Origin of the sequence: Aureimonas pseudogalii (assembly GCF_014196835.1) — a bacterium.
Lineage (GTDB): Bacteria > Pseudomonadota > Alphaproteobacteria > Rhizobiales > Rhizobiaceae > Aureimonas > Aureimonas pseudogalii.
In genome coordinates this window covers 231,414-248,730 of sequence record NZ_JACIEK010000004.1, presented here as the reverse complement: position 1 = coordinate 248,730, position 17,317 = coordinate 231,414, and the positions used below count along the sequence as shown (strand labels likewise).

Sequence of the window (17,317 nt, the reverse complement as noted above, 5' to 3'; positions counted from 1 at the left end):
CGCGGGCGCCCGCACGTCAGCCCGGTCCACGGCTGCACTCGAACGAATCCAATTCTCACAAGGCTGCCTCGGCCACCGCGGGTGAAGCCGCGGCTTGCACACCCGACCCCATCATCATCCGATAGTGGGCAACGTGGTCGGTCTCGATGAAGATCCTGCGGAACACGTCGAGATACCGCTCGACGACTGTCTCGTCGGCAGAGACGTAAAGGTCGTCGTGTACGCCATGCGACCCGTCGTTCACCCACGAGAACAGGGAGGCGCAGACCTGCTGGTCCCGCCCCTCGAAGCGGGCGACGATCTGATCGGTGTCGACATTTCCGAGGATCTTGAAATAATTCTCCACGATGCGGCGGAGGGTGTTCTGGATGGTTGCCGTCGAACGGTTCGGGTTTCGGACCTCCGCCCAGAGAAGCTCATAGGAAGTCTTGATTGGATTCGTGGGGTAGCCGATGATTATGGAAGCGTCGCCGTGCTTCCTCACGATCCAGAAAGTTTCGGTAGCGCGAGCCTCCGTCCCGCGCCTGGGATCGTACGACACCTCCTTGTGGAAGTAGATGTTGTGAGTCAGCAGGAAGACCTGCTTGACCTGGCCCGTGCCGCCCTCCGCCTCTCTCAGCACCCGCTTGATCAGTGCGCTGACGATGAACAGCACGTCGCTGTCGAGGCTGGACACCGGATCGTCGAATACGACGATCCGGTCGGAGGTCACGTCCGCCTCGGAGACCCCGCCGCGGATCAGGTGGTAGAAGTACAGGAACGAGACGAAGCTGCGTTCGCCCTCGCTGAGCGTCGTGGTGGCGCTCTGCCCGTCGCCGCGGACGACCTCGTATAGGTGGTCCCTGTCGCCCGCCGTCCGGAGGACGAAGTTTGTGAAGCCGAACGACGCCAGGAGGCCGTTGATGGCGGCTACCGTCGGCTGGACGCTGGTGACCTGCCTTTCGAGTTCGCGCAGTTCCGCCCTCGCGTCCGCGAGCCGACGCCCCTTGGCTTCGATGCCGCTCGCGAGGCCATTGATCGCTCTGTCGAGATCGCCGAATTTCTTCGTGTACATCCGGATCGCCTCCGCACTTTCGTTCAGCAGGCATCGCCAGACCCGGCGGGTGTGCATCCGCCGTTCCTCGGCGATGTTGGCCACGATCCGGTTATGCTCGGCCACGACATCGTTCGCCGCTGCGACACGCGCTGCTATGGGCCGCGCCAGTTCCTCGATCGTCTCGAGGACGACGGGCGCGCTGGGCTCGCGCTTCTTTTTGGCGAGTAGCCGCAGGTTCACCGCCAGCCTATCCCCCAGCCGACCGATCTCCCCCCGGAGCGCATCGGCGTCGATATGCGGGCTTTCCAAAGCCAGCAGGTCATTGAGGTGCCGCAAGGCGGACCCGGTGAGCACCTCGTAGGTATCATGCGCCTTCGAGATGGTGGCGACCTCGTTGAGGTAGGTCTCGTCGAAGTAGCCTTCGATCCTATCGACCAGGTCGGCGGTCATCGCCTGCTGGCAGAAGGGGCAGGTCCGCCCCTCCCCGAGGTAGGGCAAGCCCTGCCTCACCCAGTCGCTGTTGCCGAGCCGCCTGATGAGCGCGGCGACGTCGACGTCTTCCTTGCCTATGACACGGCGCGCGAGCACCGCCTCCCCCTCGACGGCCAGGAGGTCTCCCAGATCGACCAACGGCAGGGACACGTGCGGCTCGCCCGCCCTGCCGAAGAGGATCGCCGCCGCCCGCCTCAATTCCTCGACGTCGACGGCGTCGGCCGTGTTGTCCCGCGCCTCCTCCAGGACCCGGTCGCAGAACTTCGCGGCCGAGTTCCGGAGGCCTTGGAGCGATTCCTTGAAATGGGCGTCGTGCCGGATCTTGATCTTCCAGCATTCGCGTTCGAACTCGTCGCGCAGCGCCTTCCGGTCGCCGCGCTTGCCGGAGGAGCAGTCCCCGGGGCCGAGCGTCCCGCGCATCTGGGCGATGTCCGCCTCGAGGCCGTCCACCACTCCTTTCTGCCGCTCGATCCTTTCCAGGGTGTCGTGCGCCGCCTCTCCGAGGGTGAAGATGCCCGGCATCTGGGCCGCGAAGTTCCGCGCGACGAAGTCGCTGTTGTAGACGAGGCATGGTAGCGGCCGGTCGCTTCTCCACGTCAGCGAGGACGGGGCGTGGGCGTCCGGGTCATGGATCACCCGCGAGATAGTCGTCTTGCCCGCCCCGTTCGTGCCGAACAGGAAGTTCACGGCCTTGAGCGGCGCAAGGACCTGTCCCTCGGTGCGGTAGCTTCCGTGGCCCGCCACCTTGATTTCCTGAAGCACGGCACCTCCCCGATCCGCCAACGTGTCGTTCGCAGGGCTCATCCTAGACGTAAAGGCGCGGATCTGAAGGGGGCGGTGCTGTCCGTCCCCCGCTTCACCGTTGTTGGGCAACAGAGGGTTCGCAAAAGCCGGATCCCGTCCGGTCCGGCACCTCGACAATCATGGACGCGTCGCCGCGGACGCAACTCGTGACCTCATCTAGTTGCCCGAGCCGTTCTATCGTGCGACGAGCGGATACGGATAGATGGACCGTGTCCGTCCGGTCGAAGCGCCCGCCTCCAAGTTCGCCGGCGCACGGGCGACGCCGGACGGCGACTTGGCGCCTTTGGTCGAACCGGGTTCCCACACCAAGATGCCGCACGGCTGGCCGAATCCGCTTCCCTGCATCGCCTCGACCCAGCGCATCATCGGCGTCAGGAGATCGATCAGCCTTGGCCCCTCACGCCCGAGCAGTGGCGCACGCCAGGCGGCAGGTGAAGACGCTCGAAGCCGTCAGCTCGCTCGTCCGGGCGTCCAGCGCGCCATTCGCGAGCATGGAAACTCCTAACGGGGTCTACCGTTGCTGCCGGTCGTACAATGAACGATCGGGCTTCTCGCCAAGATCCGGCGGGATTGTCCATCGGCTGTCTCGCGAGGGGAACGATCCTGACCGAAGGACGTGGGACGTGGACCGTTTGGCGCTAGGCGGCGTCAAACAAAGTGCCGTCCCAAGCACATGCGCAATGGCGCGGGCGTGTTGACTCCCCGCTCCGCCCGGACGTACGTTCTCCGCCATGCAAAATCGATCGGCTCCGTCGCTGACCTGCCTGCGCTCCCGGCGCCGAGCAGAGGCGCGCCGAGTCGACCGCCAGCACGAGATACGTTGACCGCGAGCCCCTACCGAGGCTGACGGACGCGAGGCGATGCCCCGTCCGACGCGGAGCACGTCCATGCGTGACGACACATCCCCAGACTTCAGTGCACGAGCCTCGACGTGGCATGGCTCACCTTTGCTCGGGAAAGACGACGGGAAGAACTACCGCCTGCTGAGATGCCGGGGCGAGCCAGTCTTCACGTCCGCGATGGCGATCGACATGGCGCGGCCGCTCGACGTAGACCCGACAGTCGATCACTGGAGCTGCAACGTCCTGATCGAGGACGGCGCCCGGCTCGCGAACTTTGTCACGTACGGCGCCCTCGACGAGCAGCACCTGATCCTCCAGACAGCCTCCGAGACCAGTCCCGGTCCCAGACCCATCCCCTCTGCCGTCCGAATCGTGACGCCGGGCGACATCGATCCGGTCCGCCTCCAGAACGCGAAGCTGATCCTGCCCTTCGCCCGTTGGCGCGTGTCGCTCGACGACCGGATCCGCCTCCTCGCCGTCCTTGACGAAGAGGGGTCGGTCACGCTCGCCGAGTGCCTCGGCATCCTGCGCCACATGAGCCGCCCCGTCGCCGCCGCCGTCGCCGTCGTCGCGGCGCTGGCGCTCGCCCCCGCCGTCGACGTGGATCTCGACGAACCCATCGGCTCCCGCACGAGGGTGATACGGCGCGAAGCCTGACCCTTCGCCCCTTCCCTTCCGCGACGACCGGTCCGCACTGCGGCCGGCGATCGGAGACCCGTCCATGGCCATCCTCGTCCCGCCCTCCGGCAAACCCTTCCAGCTCCACGAACACCTCGACCTTCTCCGGCGCCTCGTCGCCGACGTCGAGGCGCTGGCGGACGGCCGGCATCCCGGCCGCTCCGCCATCTCGTCGGCGCCCCTCCTCGAAGAGTGGGCCCTCGCTTACCGCCGCTCGCCCTGCCTCATGGGCCAGTTCCTCGGCCACCCGAAGATCCGGTCGGGTCGGGCGGGGTTCACGTCCGACCTCTGGATCCACGCCCCCTCCCATGGGTATGCGCGCACCCTTTCGCGCCTCTACCAACTCGGTGAACACGCTCCTGTCGTCAAAGGCGCATCCTGATGGCCCGGCTCGACAGGTACCAGCCGATTGATATCGGCTTGGTCGAGGTGCACGCCGAGCGCTTCGACCCCAGCGCCTTCCTCGCCACCGCTCTCGTCAAGCGCGCGTTCCGGGCGGCCGGCTTGCAACATGTCCTTTCGGGAGCGCCCTGCATCGTCGCCCTGGCTGGCGTTCGCGAAAGCGAGGCCGGCCTGTTCGAGGACGCCATCGAGGCATTGTTCCGCGAGGCCAAGCCGCCGCGCAACCGCATCCGGGTCGAGGACCGAACCGGGGCCCGTGCCGACCGCACGCCCGACATGACGAGCCTCATCCGCTCCTTGCATGCCTCGCAACACGTCTGCTTCCTCTACGACTTGGTCGAGGCGGTGCCTCCGCACGTCGCCGAGTTGGTGGACGGGGTCGCCATGCTTCCCTGGCCCGAGGACGACCTCCTGCGCGCGGTCGCGCTCCAGGTGCCCGGAGGCCGCAACCCCACCGCAAAGGACATCGAGGACATCTCGTCGGTGCCGTGGCCCCTCCTCACACTCCTCCTCGAGAGCGGCCGGTCCCTGCGGTCTGCGATCTCGCTCGCGGGTCGGATCGAAGCCGCGACAGCCGCCGAGAGGGCAACCGCAAGGGAAAAGTCTTCCGTTCGGAAGGTCGTCCGTAACGACGGCGTCCCGCCCGGCCCGACCCTCGACGAGCTGCACGGTCTCGGCGACGCGTCGAACTGGGGCAAGGCCCTCGCCGTCGATCTCGCGGACTATGCCGCCGGCCACATCGCGTGGTCGGACGTCGACCGCGGCGCATTGCTCTCCGGGGCACCCGGGACGGGAAAGACGACGTTCGCGCTTGCCCTTGGCCGCACATGCGGCGTGCCCGTGTTCGTCCACTCGCTGGCGCGCTGGCAGGCCGCTGGCTACCTCAACAAGCTTCTCGAGCAGATGCGGGGCGCGTTCGAGGAGGCGAAGGCGAAGGCGCCCAGCATCCTGTTCGTAGACGAGCTCGATTCCTTCGGCGATCGCGCGAACGCCAGCGACCACAACGCGAATTACACCCGCGAGGTGATCAACGGGTTCCCTGAATGCCTCGACGGCGCCGAGGCAAGGACCGGCGTCGTCGTCGTGGGCGCGACGAACCATCCCGAACTCATCGACCCCGCCATCCGACGGGCCGGCCGCCTCGACCGACACCTGCACATCCCGATGCCGGACGAGAGCGCCCGGAAGCACATTCTCCTGCACCACCTTCGCGGCGAGCTTGTGGAAGCCGATCTCCTCGACGTTCCGCGTCTGACCGAGGGCATGACCGGCGCCGACATCGAGCAGCTCGTCCGCGTCGCTCGCCGGGCGGCGCGGACGTCCCGCCGCGCGCTGGCCGAGGGCGACCTGCTCGGCAGCCTGCCGCCGCCGGTGCGGATGGGCGACGCGCTGTTCCGCAGGATCTGCGTCCACGAAGCCGGACACGTCGTCGTGGGCGCCTTCCTGGCCGGCACGTCGGGAAGCGTGCCGGTGCGGGCAAGCGTCACCCGCGAAGTCAGAAACAACGTGTCGAACCGAACGGACTTCGCGCAGGTGGAAGGCTTCGACCGGACACGACCCGCATATCTTGCGGTTGCCACGACCATGTTGGCGGGCATGGCAGCGGAAGAGGTCGTCCTTGGCGCGTGCGGCGACACCTGCGGCGGAGCCGCTGGATCGGATCTCTCCCAAGCGGCTGGCCTCATCGGCAAGCTTGAGCTGGCACTGGGTCTTGGGAACGCGCTCCTGACCATCGAGACGCCCTCCCCCGAGGCGATCGCACGGAGGCTGGAGGCAGATCCCATCGCCCGAGCAAGGGTCGAGTCCGTTCTCCAGGAAGCACTCGGACAGGCGCGCGCCATCGTCGCCGAGCGACGTGCGGAGGTTGAAGCGGTGGCGGAGTGTCTCGCAAGCACGGGGACATGGACGGTGGGGCATCGCGGAGCGGAACCCAGGAAGCCCCAGTCCGAGGATGGCCCGAACACTCGGGGATAGCGAAGGCGCCGGCGTCGTCACGGCAGCTTCGCCCGCCCGCGTCGTACTGGCGTCCCGGCGGTCTTGTGCGGCACGTTCTTTCGCGGCTTCCGACTACCGAACCGAGGGAGCGCCGTCGGCCGATGGCGCTCCGAGTTCGGCAGCCAGGGCGCTGAACGCCCTTTCCCGCTCGTCGATGATCTTGGCCAGCCAAGCGGTCTTGCCCTTCCTGGTCCAGTCCTCGTTCCGCTCCTTTTCGCCGAGGGGAACGATGATCCCGGGACAGAGCGAAAGGCGGTAGCTCGTCTGCGTGGCGAACGCCGAGTCACGGGGGACCGACCAGACGTGCAGGACGTAGAACGACATCGTCGTCTCCGCTGTCGCCAGCGCAACATCCTCGCTGAGGTGGACCGTCCGCTTGTCCAGCATCATGCGCAAGCCGTTCGAGAGGAACGTCGGTGCGACGAGCCTCGACGCCGCGCCCCTTGCGGCGGCCAAGCCTCCGGGCACGTCAACGGAGTACCAGTGGCAGCCATTCATGACGACGAGCTCGTGTCCGCCGCCCGGGCCCAACAGCCCCCGCTTGCCGTGGAGGATAGCGGAGAGGATCGCCACCTCGTGCCCGTCGAAGACATGGCGTTCCACCTCGTCCTCCAAGGCGGTGGACTCGAACAGCGGTGACGGGTCCGCGGAGCGGATGATCTCGTCGAAATTGCCGGACTGTGCCATGACGGTCTCCTTCGAGACAGCCTCGAGGCAAGCGAGGAAAGGGACAACGGCAAGCGTCGGCCCTTCGTCAGGCGAAAGCCCTTTACGAGACATGGGGTCTCGAAGCGCAAACGACTTTCCGCGCTTTCCGTCTCCGGAGGGAACGGAGGCTACCGTCGTGCCCGGGTCGACGCCGCTCGGGGCGTCGGAACCGATGGTGCGCCGTCGAGCGGCCCGAGCGACGCACCGACACGCAAGGCGGATCGAGCAACCCATTGCCTGTCGCGGCACGCGGATCCGAAGCGAGGTTGATCGGACATCCGGGTACGCGCCCCTCCGGCCGCCCCCCGTGGGCCGTTGGCGGCGGTAATGCTTTCCAGATCCTGACTTCGCAGGTGCTTGGCCGATCAAGCCCGGGACGCTGTCGATCCTTTCCTGCCGTCAAAAGATTCGCGATGCGAAATCCGCGAGCTTCAAGCCGGCTTCCCGCCGCCGCTTCGCACGTCCCGCAGAACCCCCACCGCCGACGAGCCGTTCCCGAGATCGACGAAAACGACCCCCTCGGCCTCAAGAACCTCCCGGATGCGCGCGACGTTGCCCGCGCGGGGGATATGCGAACCACTCTCGAACTCGTTCACCAGGTTCCGGCTGAAGCCCAGGAGTTCGCATAGACGGGTCTGGGAGATGCCGAGCATTGCCCGAGCCGCACGGCATGCCGCGCCGTCGATCGCCAGATGGGGCGCCAGAAGCGACAGACTTGGCGCAGGCGAGATTTCCTTTTGGGTGCTCGATCGAATCACTGTTGACTCAAACCTTACAAAATGTTGACTTTAGTCAATGGAGTTCGCAGCTTTTCGACAAGTTGACGCTCGGGCTTTTCGGTCCGGCGAAGGGTGGCCCCTGTGTTCAGCGTAGGTCTTTCCGCATGTCCGCAACTCGCATTCCGACGCTCCCCCTCCTCCCGCTCCGTCCCGTCGGTCGGTCGGCGCTCAGCCTCGGCAACGGCCGCGGTATGCCCGTGAGTCCTGTCGGGCGCCGAACTTTCAAGTCCCTCATATAGCCTGATCGGGCGTCTCTAGGCGACAACCCGCATCAACGAATCCGGGACTGCTTCGACGAATGCAGCTCTCCGATGAGCGTGGAGCACCGTTGCCTTGCCGGCGGCGCATTCCCCGATGCACGGCGGCCACCCGGCCGCGGCGGAAATCTCTGCGACCCCTCCTCCACCACCCACGAAGCGTAGCCGCCCGAAGCCCGCGGCCGCCTTCGCTCGCCCGAAACGGGAAAGGACTCACGATGCGCATGAACACGGACAAGCCATCCCCCGCCGAAGGCCGATCCCGCCGCGAGCGACGGACGGCCCGGGTCGCCAAGGACCGGACGAAGGTATCGGCGAAGACGCCCCTGCCGGCACTTCGGCGCCGGCACTCCGAAGAGTTGGCGAACGTGATGCTCCGCGCGAACGACGTCCGGTCCGTCACCCGCAGGCCGGAGACGTTCGAATGGATCGACGGGCTCACCGGCAAGCCCCACGTGCATGTGCCGGCCGTCGCGGTCGTCTGGGCCTGCGGCCACAAGACGTTCGTCGACGCCACGTCGGCGGCCAAGCTGCGGGCGGACCCCACGCTTGCCGGAGTCCGGGGCCGCATCGAGGCCGAGTGCCTGGCGCGAGGCGCGACCTACGAGATCTGGACCGAGGAGGAGCTCCGGAAGAACCTCGGCGTCGTCCAGGTGCTGCGGCCGGCCAGCTCCGAGGAACGGGCGGCATACGCGGAGTCGCTGCGGACGCATCCGTCGGCGGGGCCGCCCTCGTCCAGCTTGGTCGGGGACCTTGCGGCTCGGCTCGGCTTGGCCGACGTCCGCGCCGTACGGCAGGGCTGGGTCGCGCGCAGCTCGTTGACCGGGATCCCGATGGCCCTGCTCTGCGACATGGAGGTCGACCCGGTCACGCGCATGCTCGTCTGGAAACCCAGGAACGCCGCAGCCAATCAGGCAGGCGGTACCCTGCCCTCCGCGTCGTCGGCGCACCACCTCGCGCCGTCCACGAGCGGAAAGAGCTGACCCATGTCCAGGCTGACCAGCCTTCATCTGCTCGACACCGACGTCGTGTCGACGTTGTCGAGGCCGAACCCAGATCCACAGGTCGCCGAATGGTTCGCGCGCGCCGAGCCCGGGACGCTCGCCGTCTCCTGGAGCACCGTCTTTGAATTGCAGTTCGGGGTAGAGCTTGCCAGGCGCGGCGGCTCTCCTCACGCGGACACGTTCGAGCGCAACCTGCTGGGCGTCCTCCGAAACCGCCGGTTCCGGGTGCTGCTGCCGACCGTCGAGGCCGCAAGGCAACGCGCGAGAATGTTTGCCACCCCGGAACTGCGCGGCTTCTTCGCCGCAAAGCCGGACGCCCGCAAGCCCCGCTTCGGCGAGGACCTCACGATCGCCGCCACTGCGATGTCCGTCGGCGCCGTGATCGTGACGATGAACTCCAAGGACTTCCTGTTGATCGCGGGCCATTTCACGCTGCCGGGCGTGCTGCACCCGGCGACCGGCGAATGGACGGTTCAGCCGCCGTCCGGCTCCGCAGCCGTCCCGAAAAGTCTGCGGCGCTCTTCCGAACTCTTCGCGACAACGCACCGAACTCACCGGATAACGGCGGGACGGCAGAGCTGGATCGAGCGAGCCCCCGCCTGTTCGGAACCGGCTAAATCGTAGGATGGCGACAATCTTAACGATCTCCGCAACCCGCCTTAAGGGCGGAGTTGAGCAAGGTGGCGGACTTGGCACTGGATCTGAACGCCCGCGGGATCGACATGGTCCCGCCAAGCGCCAGCCACCCGCCAAGAAGAGCGACGGGGAACACTCCCGGTCAGACGCAGACCCAAGGACGACCCGAGCGGCGTCCCAACCACGGAAGGCGACGTCATGATGTACGACACCCTCGACTCCGCCCGTGGTGCGATCGCTCACCCCAATCTCCTCGCCATAGCCGACTGACGTACCGCGGACATCCGTCCGCCCGTCACGACGCGGCATGGGTCCTCGGGATCCCTGTCGGTGCCGCCCGATCCCGCTCATGGGGTCGGTCACGAGGAGCCTCGACGATGTCGACCCGTCAATCCCTGCTGCGCGCCAGCCTCGCCAAGCGCCGTTTCGGCTTTTCCGCCCCCGCGTCCAACCGGGGCGGCGCCGGCGCGACCGTTCCGCGGAGCTGGACAATAGCGAGCACCTGACCCTCCCGGGCGACGAGATCCCGCGGGCGACGGACTACGAGGAAAGCGTGGCTTCGCGCAAGCTGATGTCGGCGTCGCGCGGATCGCAGGTCGGTTTCGTTCCAGACCCGTTCCGCAGGGTCGAGGTCCGCTTCGAAAGCCGCAACGAGCGCGAACAGCTCCAGTGTTTGATCTCTAGTCCTTTCGTGAAGGCCGTGCGCGAGCAACAGAAGATCCGCTACGTCGACGCGAACGGCGGCGGGCGCCACTACACCTTCGACGTCGTGGTCGACTGGACGTCGGGCATCACGTCCGCGTGCGAGACCAAGTATGCGGCGGACGCGCTGCGCAAGGACACGCGCGGCAGGCTGGAGGGGATTTTCGAGGGGCGCCAGACCCGCGTCGCCGACGACTGGCGCCTCCTGCACGAGAACCACTTCGACGAGGTCACCCTCGAGAACGCCCGGGAGATCAACTACGTCGCCTGCGGCGACGACGCTGTCGGCATCGCGGCGCTCCGGGCGGACCTGCCTCCCCACGGCACCGTCATCTCTATGCGCGACCTCTCGGAGCGGGCGGGTCTCGGCCGTCGCGGCTACCGGGCCGCGATCGTCCTCATCCAGAGCGGCACCGTCCGTCTCGAGCCGGGCGTCAGGATCGACCCGGAGACCCTCGTAACCATCCACACGGACGGGTGATCAGCCGTTCACGACATCTCAGGGTTTCATCCCGGTAAGTGCGTCACCCCGGGGGAGAACAAAGGATTCGACAGGGGGCAGGGAAACACGGGCATGAGATCCTCGAGGGCGTTCAAGTTCGGAAGGCACGACCGGCTGGTCATCGACGGGGCGCACTACCGGGCCGTGAAGAGGCACGCGGGACGCCACGTGCTGCAACTCGTCGTCGGCTACACCATCGAGGACCACTACGTCGACGTCTCCGACACGGAGATCACCGGCCTCATGGCCGGGCCCAACGTCCGGATGAGGGTCGACAGGGAGTACTGGTCGAGTTCCCTCGCCATGATGCGCCTTCGGCACGACAACTCGAACGTCAAGGGACTCGGCAAGGCCGCCCTTCAGACGGTCGAGTGGAAGCTCCAGTGGGTCAGGAGGTTCATGTTGCGCCGCGTGGACCTCACGAGGGAGCAGGTCAAGCTCACCGAGGAGGGACTGACGCAGTTCATCGCCGAGGAGCGTGACTCGATGGACCGCTGGTTCCTCGACACCTTCGGCGAACGCCGCCGCCCCGGGCGGATCTACAAGGACCGGGATCGGAAGGACTTCGACTACCCGAGCTGGTCTACGCTCTACAAGTGGCTCGCGATCTGGCACGCCGAGCACGAACGGGACGACGCTTTCAACCCTAAATACAAAAACTGCGGCAACAGGGACCAGCTCCACCCCCTGGTGTCCGACGCCGTCAAGAAGGCGCTGGACTACTATCGCACCCCGCTCAAGCTCAAGATCAAGGATCTCCAGAAGTTCATCGAGCGCGAACTCGAGGCGGTCAACCGGGACCGTCGCGACAACCCCTTGAAGGTCAGCGACAAGGCGCTCCGCCGACGCATCGGAGAGCTGGACCCCTTCCTCGTCATGGCCGGCCGGGACGGGCTCGACCGGGCGCTCAGGGCCTTCGCCCTCTCAGGCGTCGGCCTTCCCGTCACGAGGCCGCTCGAGCGCATCGAGATGGACGACTGGGAGTTCGACCTTCACGCCCTCGTGGTCAAGTCGAAGGCTTGGCGCGCTATGGATCCGGCGAAACGGAAGGCCGTTCCCCGCGTCCGCTGCACGTTGACCGTCGCGATCGACGTCGCCACCCGCGCTGTCGTAGGCCTCAACGTCACGACGGGCTCACCCTCGGGAGCGACATCCAAGACGGTGCTTCGCAGCACCTGCGTCGACCAGACACCGCTTGCGAAGTACCTCGGGTGCCTGAGCGACTGGCCGATGTTCGGTCGTGGCGAGTACTTCGCCACGGACGGGGGACCGGCATTCAGGGAAGAATTTCAGATGGCCGTGCGGCGGAGCCGTGCCGGCCATACGGTGCCCGACCAGGATCCCCGGATGCGCGGAACGGTCGAGTCGTTCTTCAGGAGGTTCAAGGTCTTCTGCCGCAACTTCTCCGGTCAGGCCTTCGCAAACGTCGTCGAGCGCGGCGACTACCAGGCCGAGAAGGCGGCGTCGCTCACGGTAGAGGAACTCTACGCGCTTCTCATCCGCTATGTCGTCGACGTCTACCATCACGCCGAGCACCGGGGCCTCGAGGGTTCCAGCCCGTATGCGACCTGGCGGCGATTGGCGGCCGATGGTCTCGAGCCGCCCCACTCCGACATGGAACTCAAGGTGGCGTTCGGCTATCGCGTGAACAGGACGATGTCGCGCGAGGGCATCCGCCTCTTCGACCTCCGTTATCTCGTTAGCGATAAAAACGCCTACGGCGAACTCCTGAAGATCGTCGGCAACGCGAAGGTGGAGATCGTCGTCGACCCGTTCGACATGACCTCCATCCTCCTGAAGCTTCCCAAGCGCGCGATCGGCGACCCGCGCATGCCCGACGGCGATTTCATGGTCCTGCGCACGGTGGACGACGTCGCCAAGGACCAGACGCTCGGCGACATCCTCGCCGCCAGGGAGGACGTGCGGGAGTTCGTGGAAGCCGAGCGCAAGGAAGGTCGCGAGATCCGGCTCAAGGGCGAAGCGGAGCTTTTCGAGAAGGGGCTCGAGGCGATGCGTCGGGCCAACATCCCCGTCTACGGGTTCACTCAGGGGCAGCTCGACGCAATGCTGAACCTCAAGGACCGAAAGTCCTTGGCGGCCACCGGGAAGGTGAAGCACTCAGCGACGCCCACTACGGTCGAATCCGAGAGCTACGGCGAGATCGTCGCGTCCGAGACCAAGGCACCAGACAAGGGCACCCGGAAGAAGCCGCGGTCGCGGTCGTACGGCGGATCGATCAACACCTACGGAGAAGACGAATGAAGTCGCGCCGCCCCTCGCAGGAGTCCGCCGCGTCGACCGACCCGATGCCGGAGCCGGAGGAACGGTCGGCCGAGGCTGACCACGACCACGACTTCCTCGCCGACTTCGTCAGTGGTCTCCCGGGAGATTCGCCGCGGATCGTCGCGGCGCTGGAGCGGGTGAAGGACGTCTACGTCCCGTGCGGCAGGGAGACGCTCCTGAAGAAGGAGTTCGACATGTTCCTCCAGATGATTTCGGCGCGGCGCAACGGAAAGCGCGACGAAGGGCGGTGCTTCTTCGTGACCGGCGAGAGCGGCGCGGGAAAAACCGAGATCGTGAAAAACCTGATCGCCAAGTATCCGAAGCTTCAGAAGCGAAAGATGTCGTACGGCACAGTGCAACCGCTGATCTCAATCAAGCTACAGGGGCCGGTCATCCTCAAGACCCTTGGCTGGAACATCCTGAGGGCGGCCGGATACCCCGTGAAGCAGGGCCTCGAGAAGCACAACACGTGGGACATCCTCCCGCAGCAGCTTCACCACCGCAACGTGATGATCATCCACATCGACGAGCCGCAGCATCTCCTGACCAACACCGAGGCCAACCAGGAGCGAAAGAACGTGGCGAAGGCGTTCAAGGGGGTGATGAACAACCCGGACTGGCCCGTCAGCTTCATCCTGTCCGGCATGCCCGAGACGAATGAGTTGGCGATCAAGGACGAACAAATCGAACGGCGAAACTGGTTTTTCACGCTGGAGGACGTCGACATGCCCGACGAGCGTCACCTCGTCATCAAGATCATCTCCGAGTTGGCGGGCTCCGTGTCGATCAACGCCACGGAAGTCTCCGCGTCGGACGTTCCGGACAGGGTCGCCCACGCGGCAAGGTACCGCTACGGCCGCATCGCACAGGTCGTTCTCTCCGCCATCCATGTCGCTCTTACGAAAGGTGCCGTCGCCCTCGAACGGAACCACTTCGTCGAGGCGTACCTGCTCCATTCCCAGGCTCGGGGACAGGACGACATGAACCCCTTCCTCCGTGCGGACTGGCGTAACCTCCCCCAGGGCCTCTTCATGATCGAGACGGTGAAGTGATCGGGGAACTCCACGCACCCGCTCGTCTGTCATGGAAACACCCGTTGCAACCGATGCAGGGGGCGTTGTCGTACGCTTCCCGCTTGGCGGCCGTGAACGGCCGGCCCATGTCCGGCTTCCTTCGGGAAATGGGGCTGCCCGGCGATGGCATCCGCAGAAGCGACGACGCGACGGTCCGAGAACTCGCGGAACTCGCCGGCGCTGCGGCAGAAGACCTCGTCGCGTTTTCGCCGCGGCGCGGGGTGGACAAACGCTATGTGGAGCTTGCCGGAGAGTCCCTGTACCGACTGTCGGTTATGCGTACGTTCTTCAGGTATTGCCCAAGTTGTGTCCTCGCAGACATCGAGACATTCGATGGACCGCGTGCTGGGCGTCCGTGGCTCCGCACGGAGTGGCTGCTGCTGAGCCTTCGTTCGTGCGGCCGGCATGGTAAGTTGCTGGCGGATGGGCGTTCCGTCCAGCAACACCATCACGCCCCCGACTTCTGCGGGACGATGGCGGAAATTCACCGCGAGCTTTCCGGCATCGAGGCAATGCAAGAGCACGCGGCGCCTTCCCCTTTCCAGGACTGGGCGATCTCTCGGCTGTCCGGGACGCGAAACGCCGGCAACTGGCTCGACAGCATGCCCTTGCGCGTCGGCATGACGTTCTGCGAGGCGCTCGGGATTTCGGCAATGCACCCGCCCAAGACGAAAACGCGCGGTTTCACCGAACTTCAGTGGGCTGCCGCAGCGGACGAGGGATTCAGGGTGGCGAGTTCCGGCGAAGGCTCGATCGTCGAGCTTCTCGCGCTCCTCAACTCGGCACAGGCAAACACGAAAGGCGTCTGGGGTCTCCGAGACACCTTTGGCTACCTGTACAACACACTCCTTAGGACCGTTGACGAGCCGGACTGGGAGAAGCCGCGCGACCTAGTCGCGAATTTTGCCATCGGCGCGATTCCCCTCGAGGTCGGAGCGAACGTGCTCGGTCACGTCATCGACCGGCAGCGCGTCCACACGGTTCGGAGCGTTTCGAAGATTTCCGGTGCCCATCCCCTGACCGTTCGCAAGTTGCTCGAACGGCAGGAAGACTGGACAGACAGGATCCGCTCGGGGGTGCCGGACCACCGAGTGACGCTCGCACCCGACGAATTCGCGGAGACCATCTACTCGTTGACGGGTGCGATCTCGATCAGCGGCGTCGCGGCTATGACCGGGTTCCCCATCGGATACCTCAGGACCGCGACCGCAGCGGGATTGATTGAGACCGTGACCGGGCAAACCAAGCTCGGGAAAGGAAGGCATCAGTTCACGACGGAAGCCGTAAACCGAATGATGGAGCGGATGTTCGAAGGCGCGGTCGAAGTGCCTCGCGCCACGGGGAGTCAAGTCAGCCTCGCGAAGGCGCGCCGCAGCGCAGTTGCCTCGCAGGAAAGAATCCTTCAATTGGTTCTTGGCGACAAGCCACCCTGGAAAGGTCGCCTGCCGGGTCCGATGTCTTTCCACAGGCTGCTTGTAGACGCGGATGAGATTACCGCCCGGGTCCGTTCGGAACCCGCGGGAACCGGCATCGGCAAGTTCAAAATGCTGGAGTTCGTGCCCGGCCTCGCCCGGGAAGCCATCGGGCCGTTGATCGAGAACGGCTACCTCACCTTAATTGAGCAGTTCAATCCCGATGCCCGACGCGTGGTGCAGGTGGTGTCGTCTGAAAGCGCGGAGGCGTTTCGCTCGAGATACGTGACCCTCGGCGAACTTAGCCAGCGCAGCGGACTCCATTGGAAGAGAGTGATGCTGCTGCTTCGTGGAGCCGGAGTTCAGGAGGCGTTGAACTCAGAGACGTTTGGATGCTTCATTTACTTCCGGTCCGACGTAGAGGTCGCACAAGGTCGGAATAACGAGCTGTGGGATTACGACAAGGCCTCTGCGCTCCGGGCGGCGCGTTTACGCCGGTCCTGAGTTTCGGGATTGAGAAATCTCTTCGTGCCTCGATCGTGATCGCGAAAGGATGAACCGGCAATCGCATTGACGCCGAAGGTCCGCCTGCTAAGGTGGCGGTGTCGTAAAGAGGTGTTAGGAGACCGCACCCTGTTTGAGTGCCCTCCTAAAGGACGATGAGGTCGAACAGGCGGCCTGCCGGCAGGACATTGAGTTGGATCCCGACCCATTGAGCTAAGGGATTGCTTCTACTGCCATGTTGCAAGACGCCCGCGAAGCTGGAAACGGCTCCGCGGGCGTCTTGCTGTTGTGGACCCGTCAAAGGGTGGAGCGGATCTGACCCACGTAGCTGCCGAAATGACGAGGGTTCGCAAATGCCGTAACGACCGAGTAATGCGGCGTCTCGGCGTGTTCGTTGTACTGGAGAACGACCGAGCCCAGCCGCTCGCGCACGACCGTTACCTTCAGTCTCGCGATCTCCTCGAACTCGCAATGGATCTGTGATCCGGCACACACGATGCTGGCCACGAATTTCGGGATGTCGGCCGCGTCCGTGCAGCCGCGCTGACGCAGTTCGCGCTCGTGACGACCCCAGATGTGACACGCTCCGAAACCGCCGAAGGCCGTGTCCCGGCCGCGCTTGAGGAGGACGGGCCCGGGCGGGATGACGAGGCCCTTCGCCTTCTTCTCGGGGACGTGGCCGTAGACATAGGTGCCGTTCGTGGGGTGGAGAATCCGAATGTTGTGCATGACATGCTCTTGATCGGAGAGAGCATCGGCGAGACCTCGGTCTCTTTTGGAGTGGCACGTCTGGCTGACGATGATTGCCAGGGTGACCGCCGGATCGACCGGCGTCCGCCCGCTAGGTGCGGGACCGACAGGCCGGTCCGGAGGTTTCTGGCGCCTGGCGCGCAATTGCACCTTGTCGCCCGTCACCACGTCGGACGCGGTGCGGCTCCCCCGTGGCACTGGACCGGCGGCCCGATCATCGCGCGAGCCGGGACAAGCCCTGCTGTCGGCGACATGTTTCGGATCGCCGACCGCCGATCGGCCATGGACCGAGCTCGACGTCGCCATTCTCGCGACGGGTTGGCTGAACGGCTGGTCTGGGTGAACGCACGGGGCAATGGAGCCGCGGCGGATCTGCGGCGGCGTCCAACGGCAAGCGATCCGCTTCGGATGCGGAACGTCGAGTTTCACGCAGACCGTGACACCCGCCTCGGCGCTGC

General features: G+C 65.7%; 13 protein-coding genes. 9 read left to right on the top strand and 4 right to left on the bottom strand.

The window, feature by feature from the left end:
- Positions 1-55 precede the first annotated feature (55 nt).
- Positions 56-2,290 carry an AAA family ATPase gene (locus GGR04_RS10860; RefSeq protein WP_183199894.1) on the bottom strand — a complete coding sequence of 745 codons (2,235 nt, stop codon included), beginning with the start codon at positions 2,288-2,290 and terminating at the stop codon, positions 56-58.
- A gap of 1,061 nt (positions 2,291-3,351) precedes the next feature.
- Here GGR04_RS10860 and GGR04_RS10855 point away from each other — a divergent pair.
- From GGR04_RS10855 to GGR04_RS10845, 3 genes are all read left to right on the top strand, one after another.
- Positions 3,352-3,831 carry a hypothetical protein gene (locus tag GGR04_RS10855; RefSeq protein WP_183199893.1) on the top strand — a complete coding sequence of 160 codons (480 nt, stop codon included), beginning with the start codon at positions 3,352-3,354 and terminating at the stop codon, positions 3,829-3,831.
- Between the two features lie 64 nt (positions 3,832-3,895).
- On the top strand, positions 3,896-4,234 hold the full coding sequence (locus GGR04_RS10850) for a hypothetical protein (protein ID WP_183199892.1): 339 nt from the start codon (positions 3,896-3,898) through the stop codon (positions 4,232-4,234).
- A complete protein-coding gene (locus GGR04_RS10845) occupies positions 4,234-6,228 on the top strand; it encodes an AAA family ATPase (protein ID WP_183199891.1) in 1,995 nt (664 codons plus the stop codon). The genes GGR04_RS10850 and GGR04_RS10845 overlap by 1 nt, the downstream gene beginning before the upstream one ends.
- 93 nt (positions 6,229-6,321) lie before the next feature.
- Here GGR04_RS10845 and GGR04_RS10840 read toward each other — a convergent pair whose 3' ends face one another.
- Positions 6,322-6,936, bottom strand: coding sequence for a hypothetical protein (locus tag GGR04_RS10840; RefSeq protein ID WP_183199890.1), 615 nt, complete (start codon positions 6,934-6,936; stop codon positions 6,322-6,324).
- 452 nt (positions 6,937-7,388) lie between these two features.
- Positions 7,389-7,715: a helix-turn-helix domain-containing protein gene (locus GGR04_RS10835; protein WP_312857439.1), complete on the bottom strand. Its 327-nt coding sequence runs from the start codon at positions 7,713-7,715 to the stop codon at positions 7,389-7,391.
- Between the two features lie 502 nt (positions 7,716-8,217).
- Between GGR04_RS10835 and GGR04_RS10830 the strand changes: the two genes are divergently transcribed.
- The 6 genes from GGR04_RS10830 (at position 8,218) to GGR04_RS10805 (ending at position 16,109) form a co-directional block, all read left to right on the top strand.
- Positions 8,218-8,976: a hypothetical protein gene (locus tag GGR04_RS10830; protein ID WP_210291748.1), complete on the top strand. Its 759-nt coding sequence runs from the start codon at positions 8,218-8,220 to the stop codon at positions 8,974-8,976.
- Between the two features lie 3 nt (positions 8,977-8,979).
- Positions 8,980-9,621, top strand: a complete 642-nt coding sequence (locus tag GGR04_RS10825) for a PIN domain-containing protein (RefSeq protein WP_183199887.1) — start codon at positions 8,980-8,982, stop codon at positions 9,619-9,621.
- Positions 9,622-9,982: 361 nt separating this feature from the next.
- Positions 9,983-10,816 (top strand): hypothetical protein, encoded by an 834-nt coding sequence (locus GGR04_RS10820; RefSeq protein ID WP_183199886.1) that lies wholly within the window; start codon positions 9,983-9,985, stop codon positions 10,814-10,816.
- Between the two features lie 264 nt (positions 10,817-11,080).
- On the top strand, positions 11,081-13,099 hold the full coding sequence (locus tag GGR04_RS10815; RefSeq protein ID WP_183199885.1) for a TnsB C-terminal domain-containing protein: 2,019 nt from the start codon (positions 11,081-11,083) through the stop codon (positions 13,097-13,099).
- On the top strand, positions 13,096-14,172 hold the full coding sequence (locus GGR04_RS10810; RefSeq protein WP_183199884.1) for an ATP-binding protein: 1,077 nt from the start codon (positions 13,096-13,098) through the stop codon (positions 14,170-14,172). Before GGR04_RS10815 ends, GGR04_RS10810 begins: the two co-directional genes overlap by 4 nt.
- 53 nt (positions 14,173-14,225) lie before the next feature.
- Positions 14,226-16,109: a TniQ family protein gene (locus GGR04_RS10805; protein WP_281383083.1), complete on the top strand. Its 1,884-nt coding sequence runs from the start codon at positions 14,226-14,228 to the stop codon at positions 16,107-16,109.
- 297 nt (positions 16,110-16,406) lie between these two features.
- Here GGR04_RS10805 and GGR04_RS10800 read toward each other — a convergent pair whose 3' ends face one another.
- A complete protein-coding gene (locus tag GGR04_RS10800) occupies positions 16,407-17,288 on the bottom strand; it encodes a hypothetical protein (protein WP_183199882.1) in 882 nt (293 codons plus the stop codon).
- Positions 17,289-17,317: the final 29 nt, after the last annotated feature.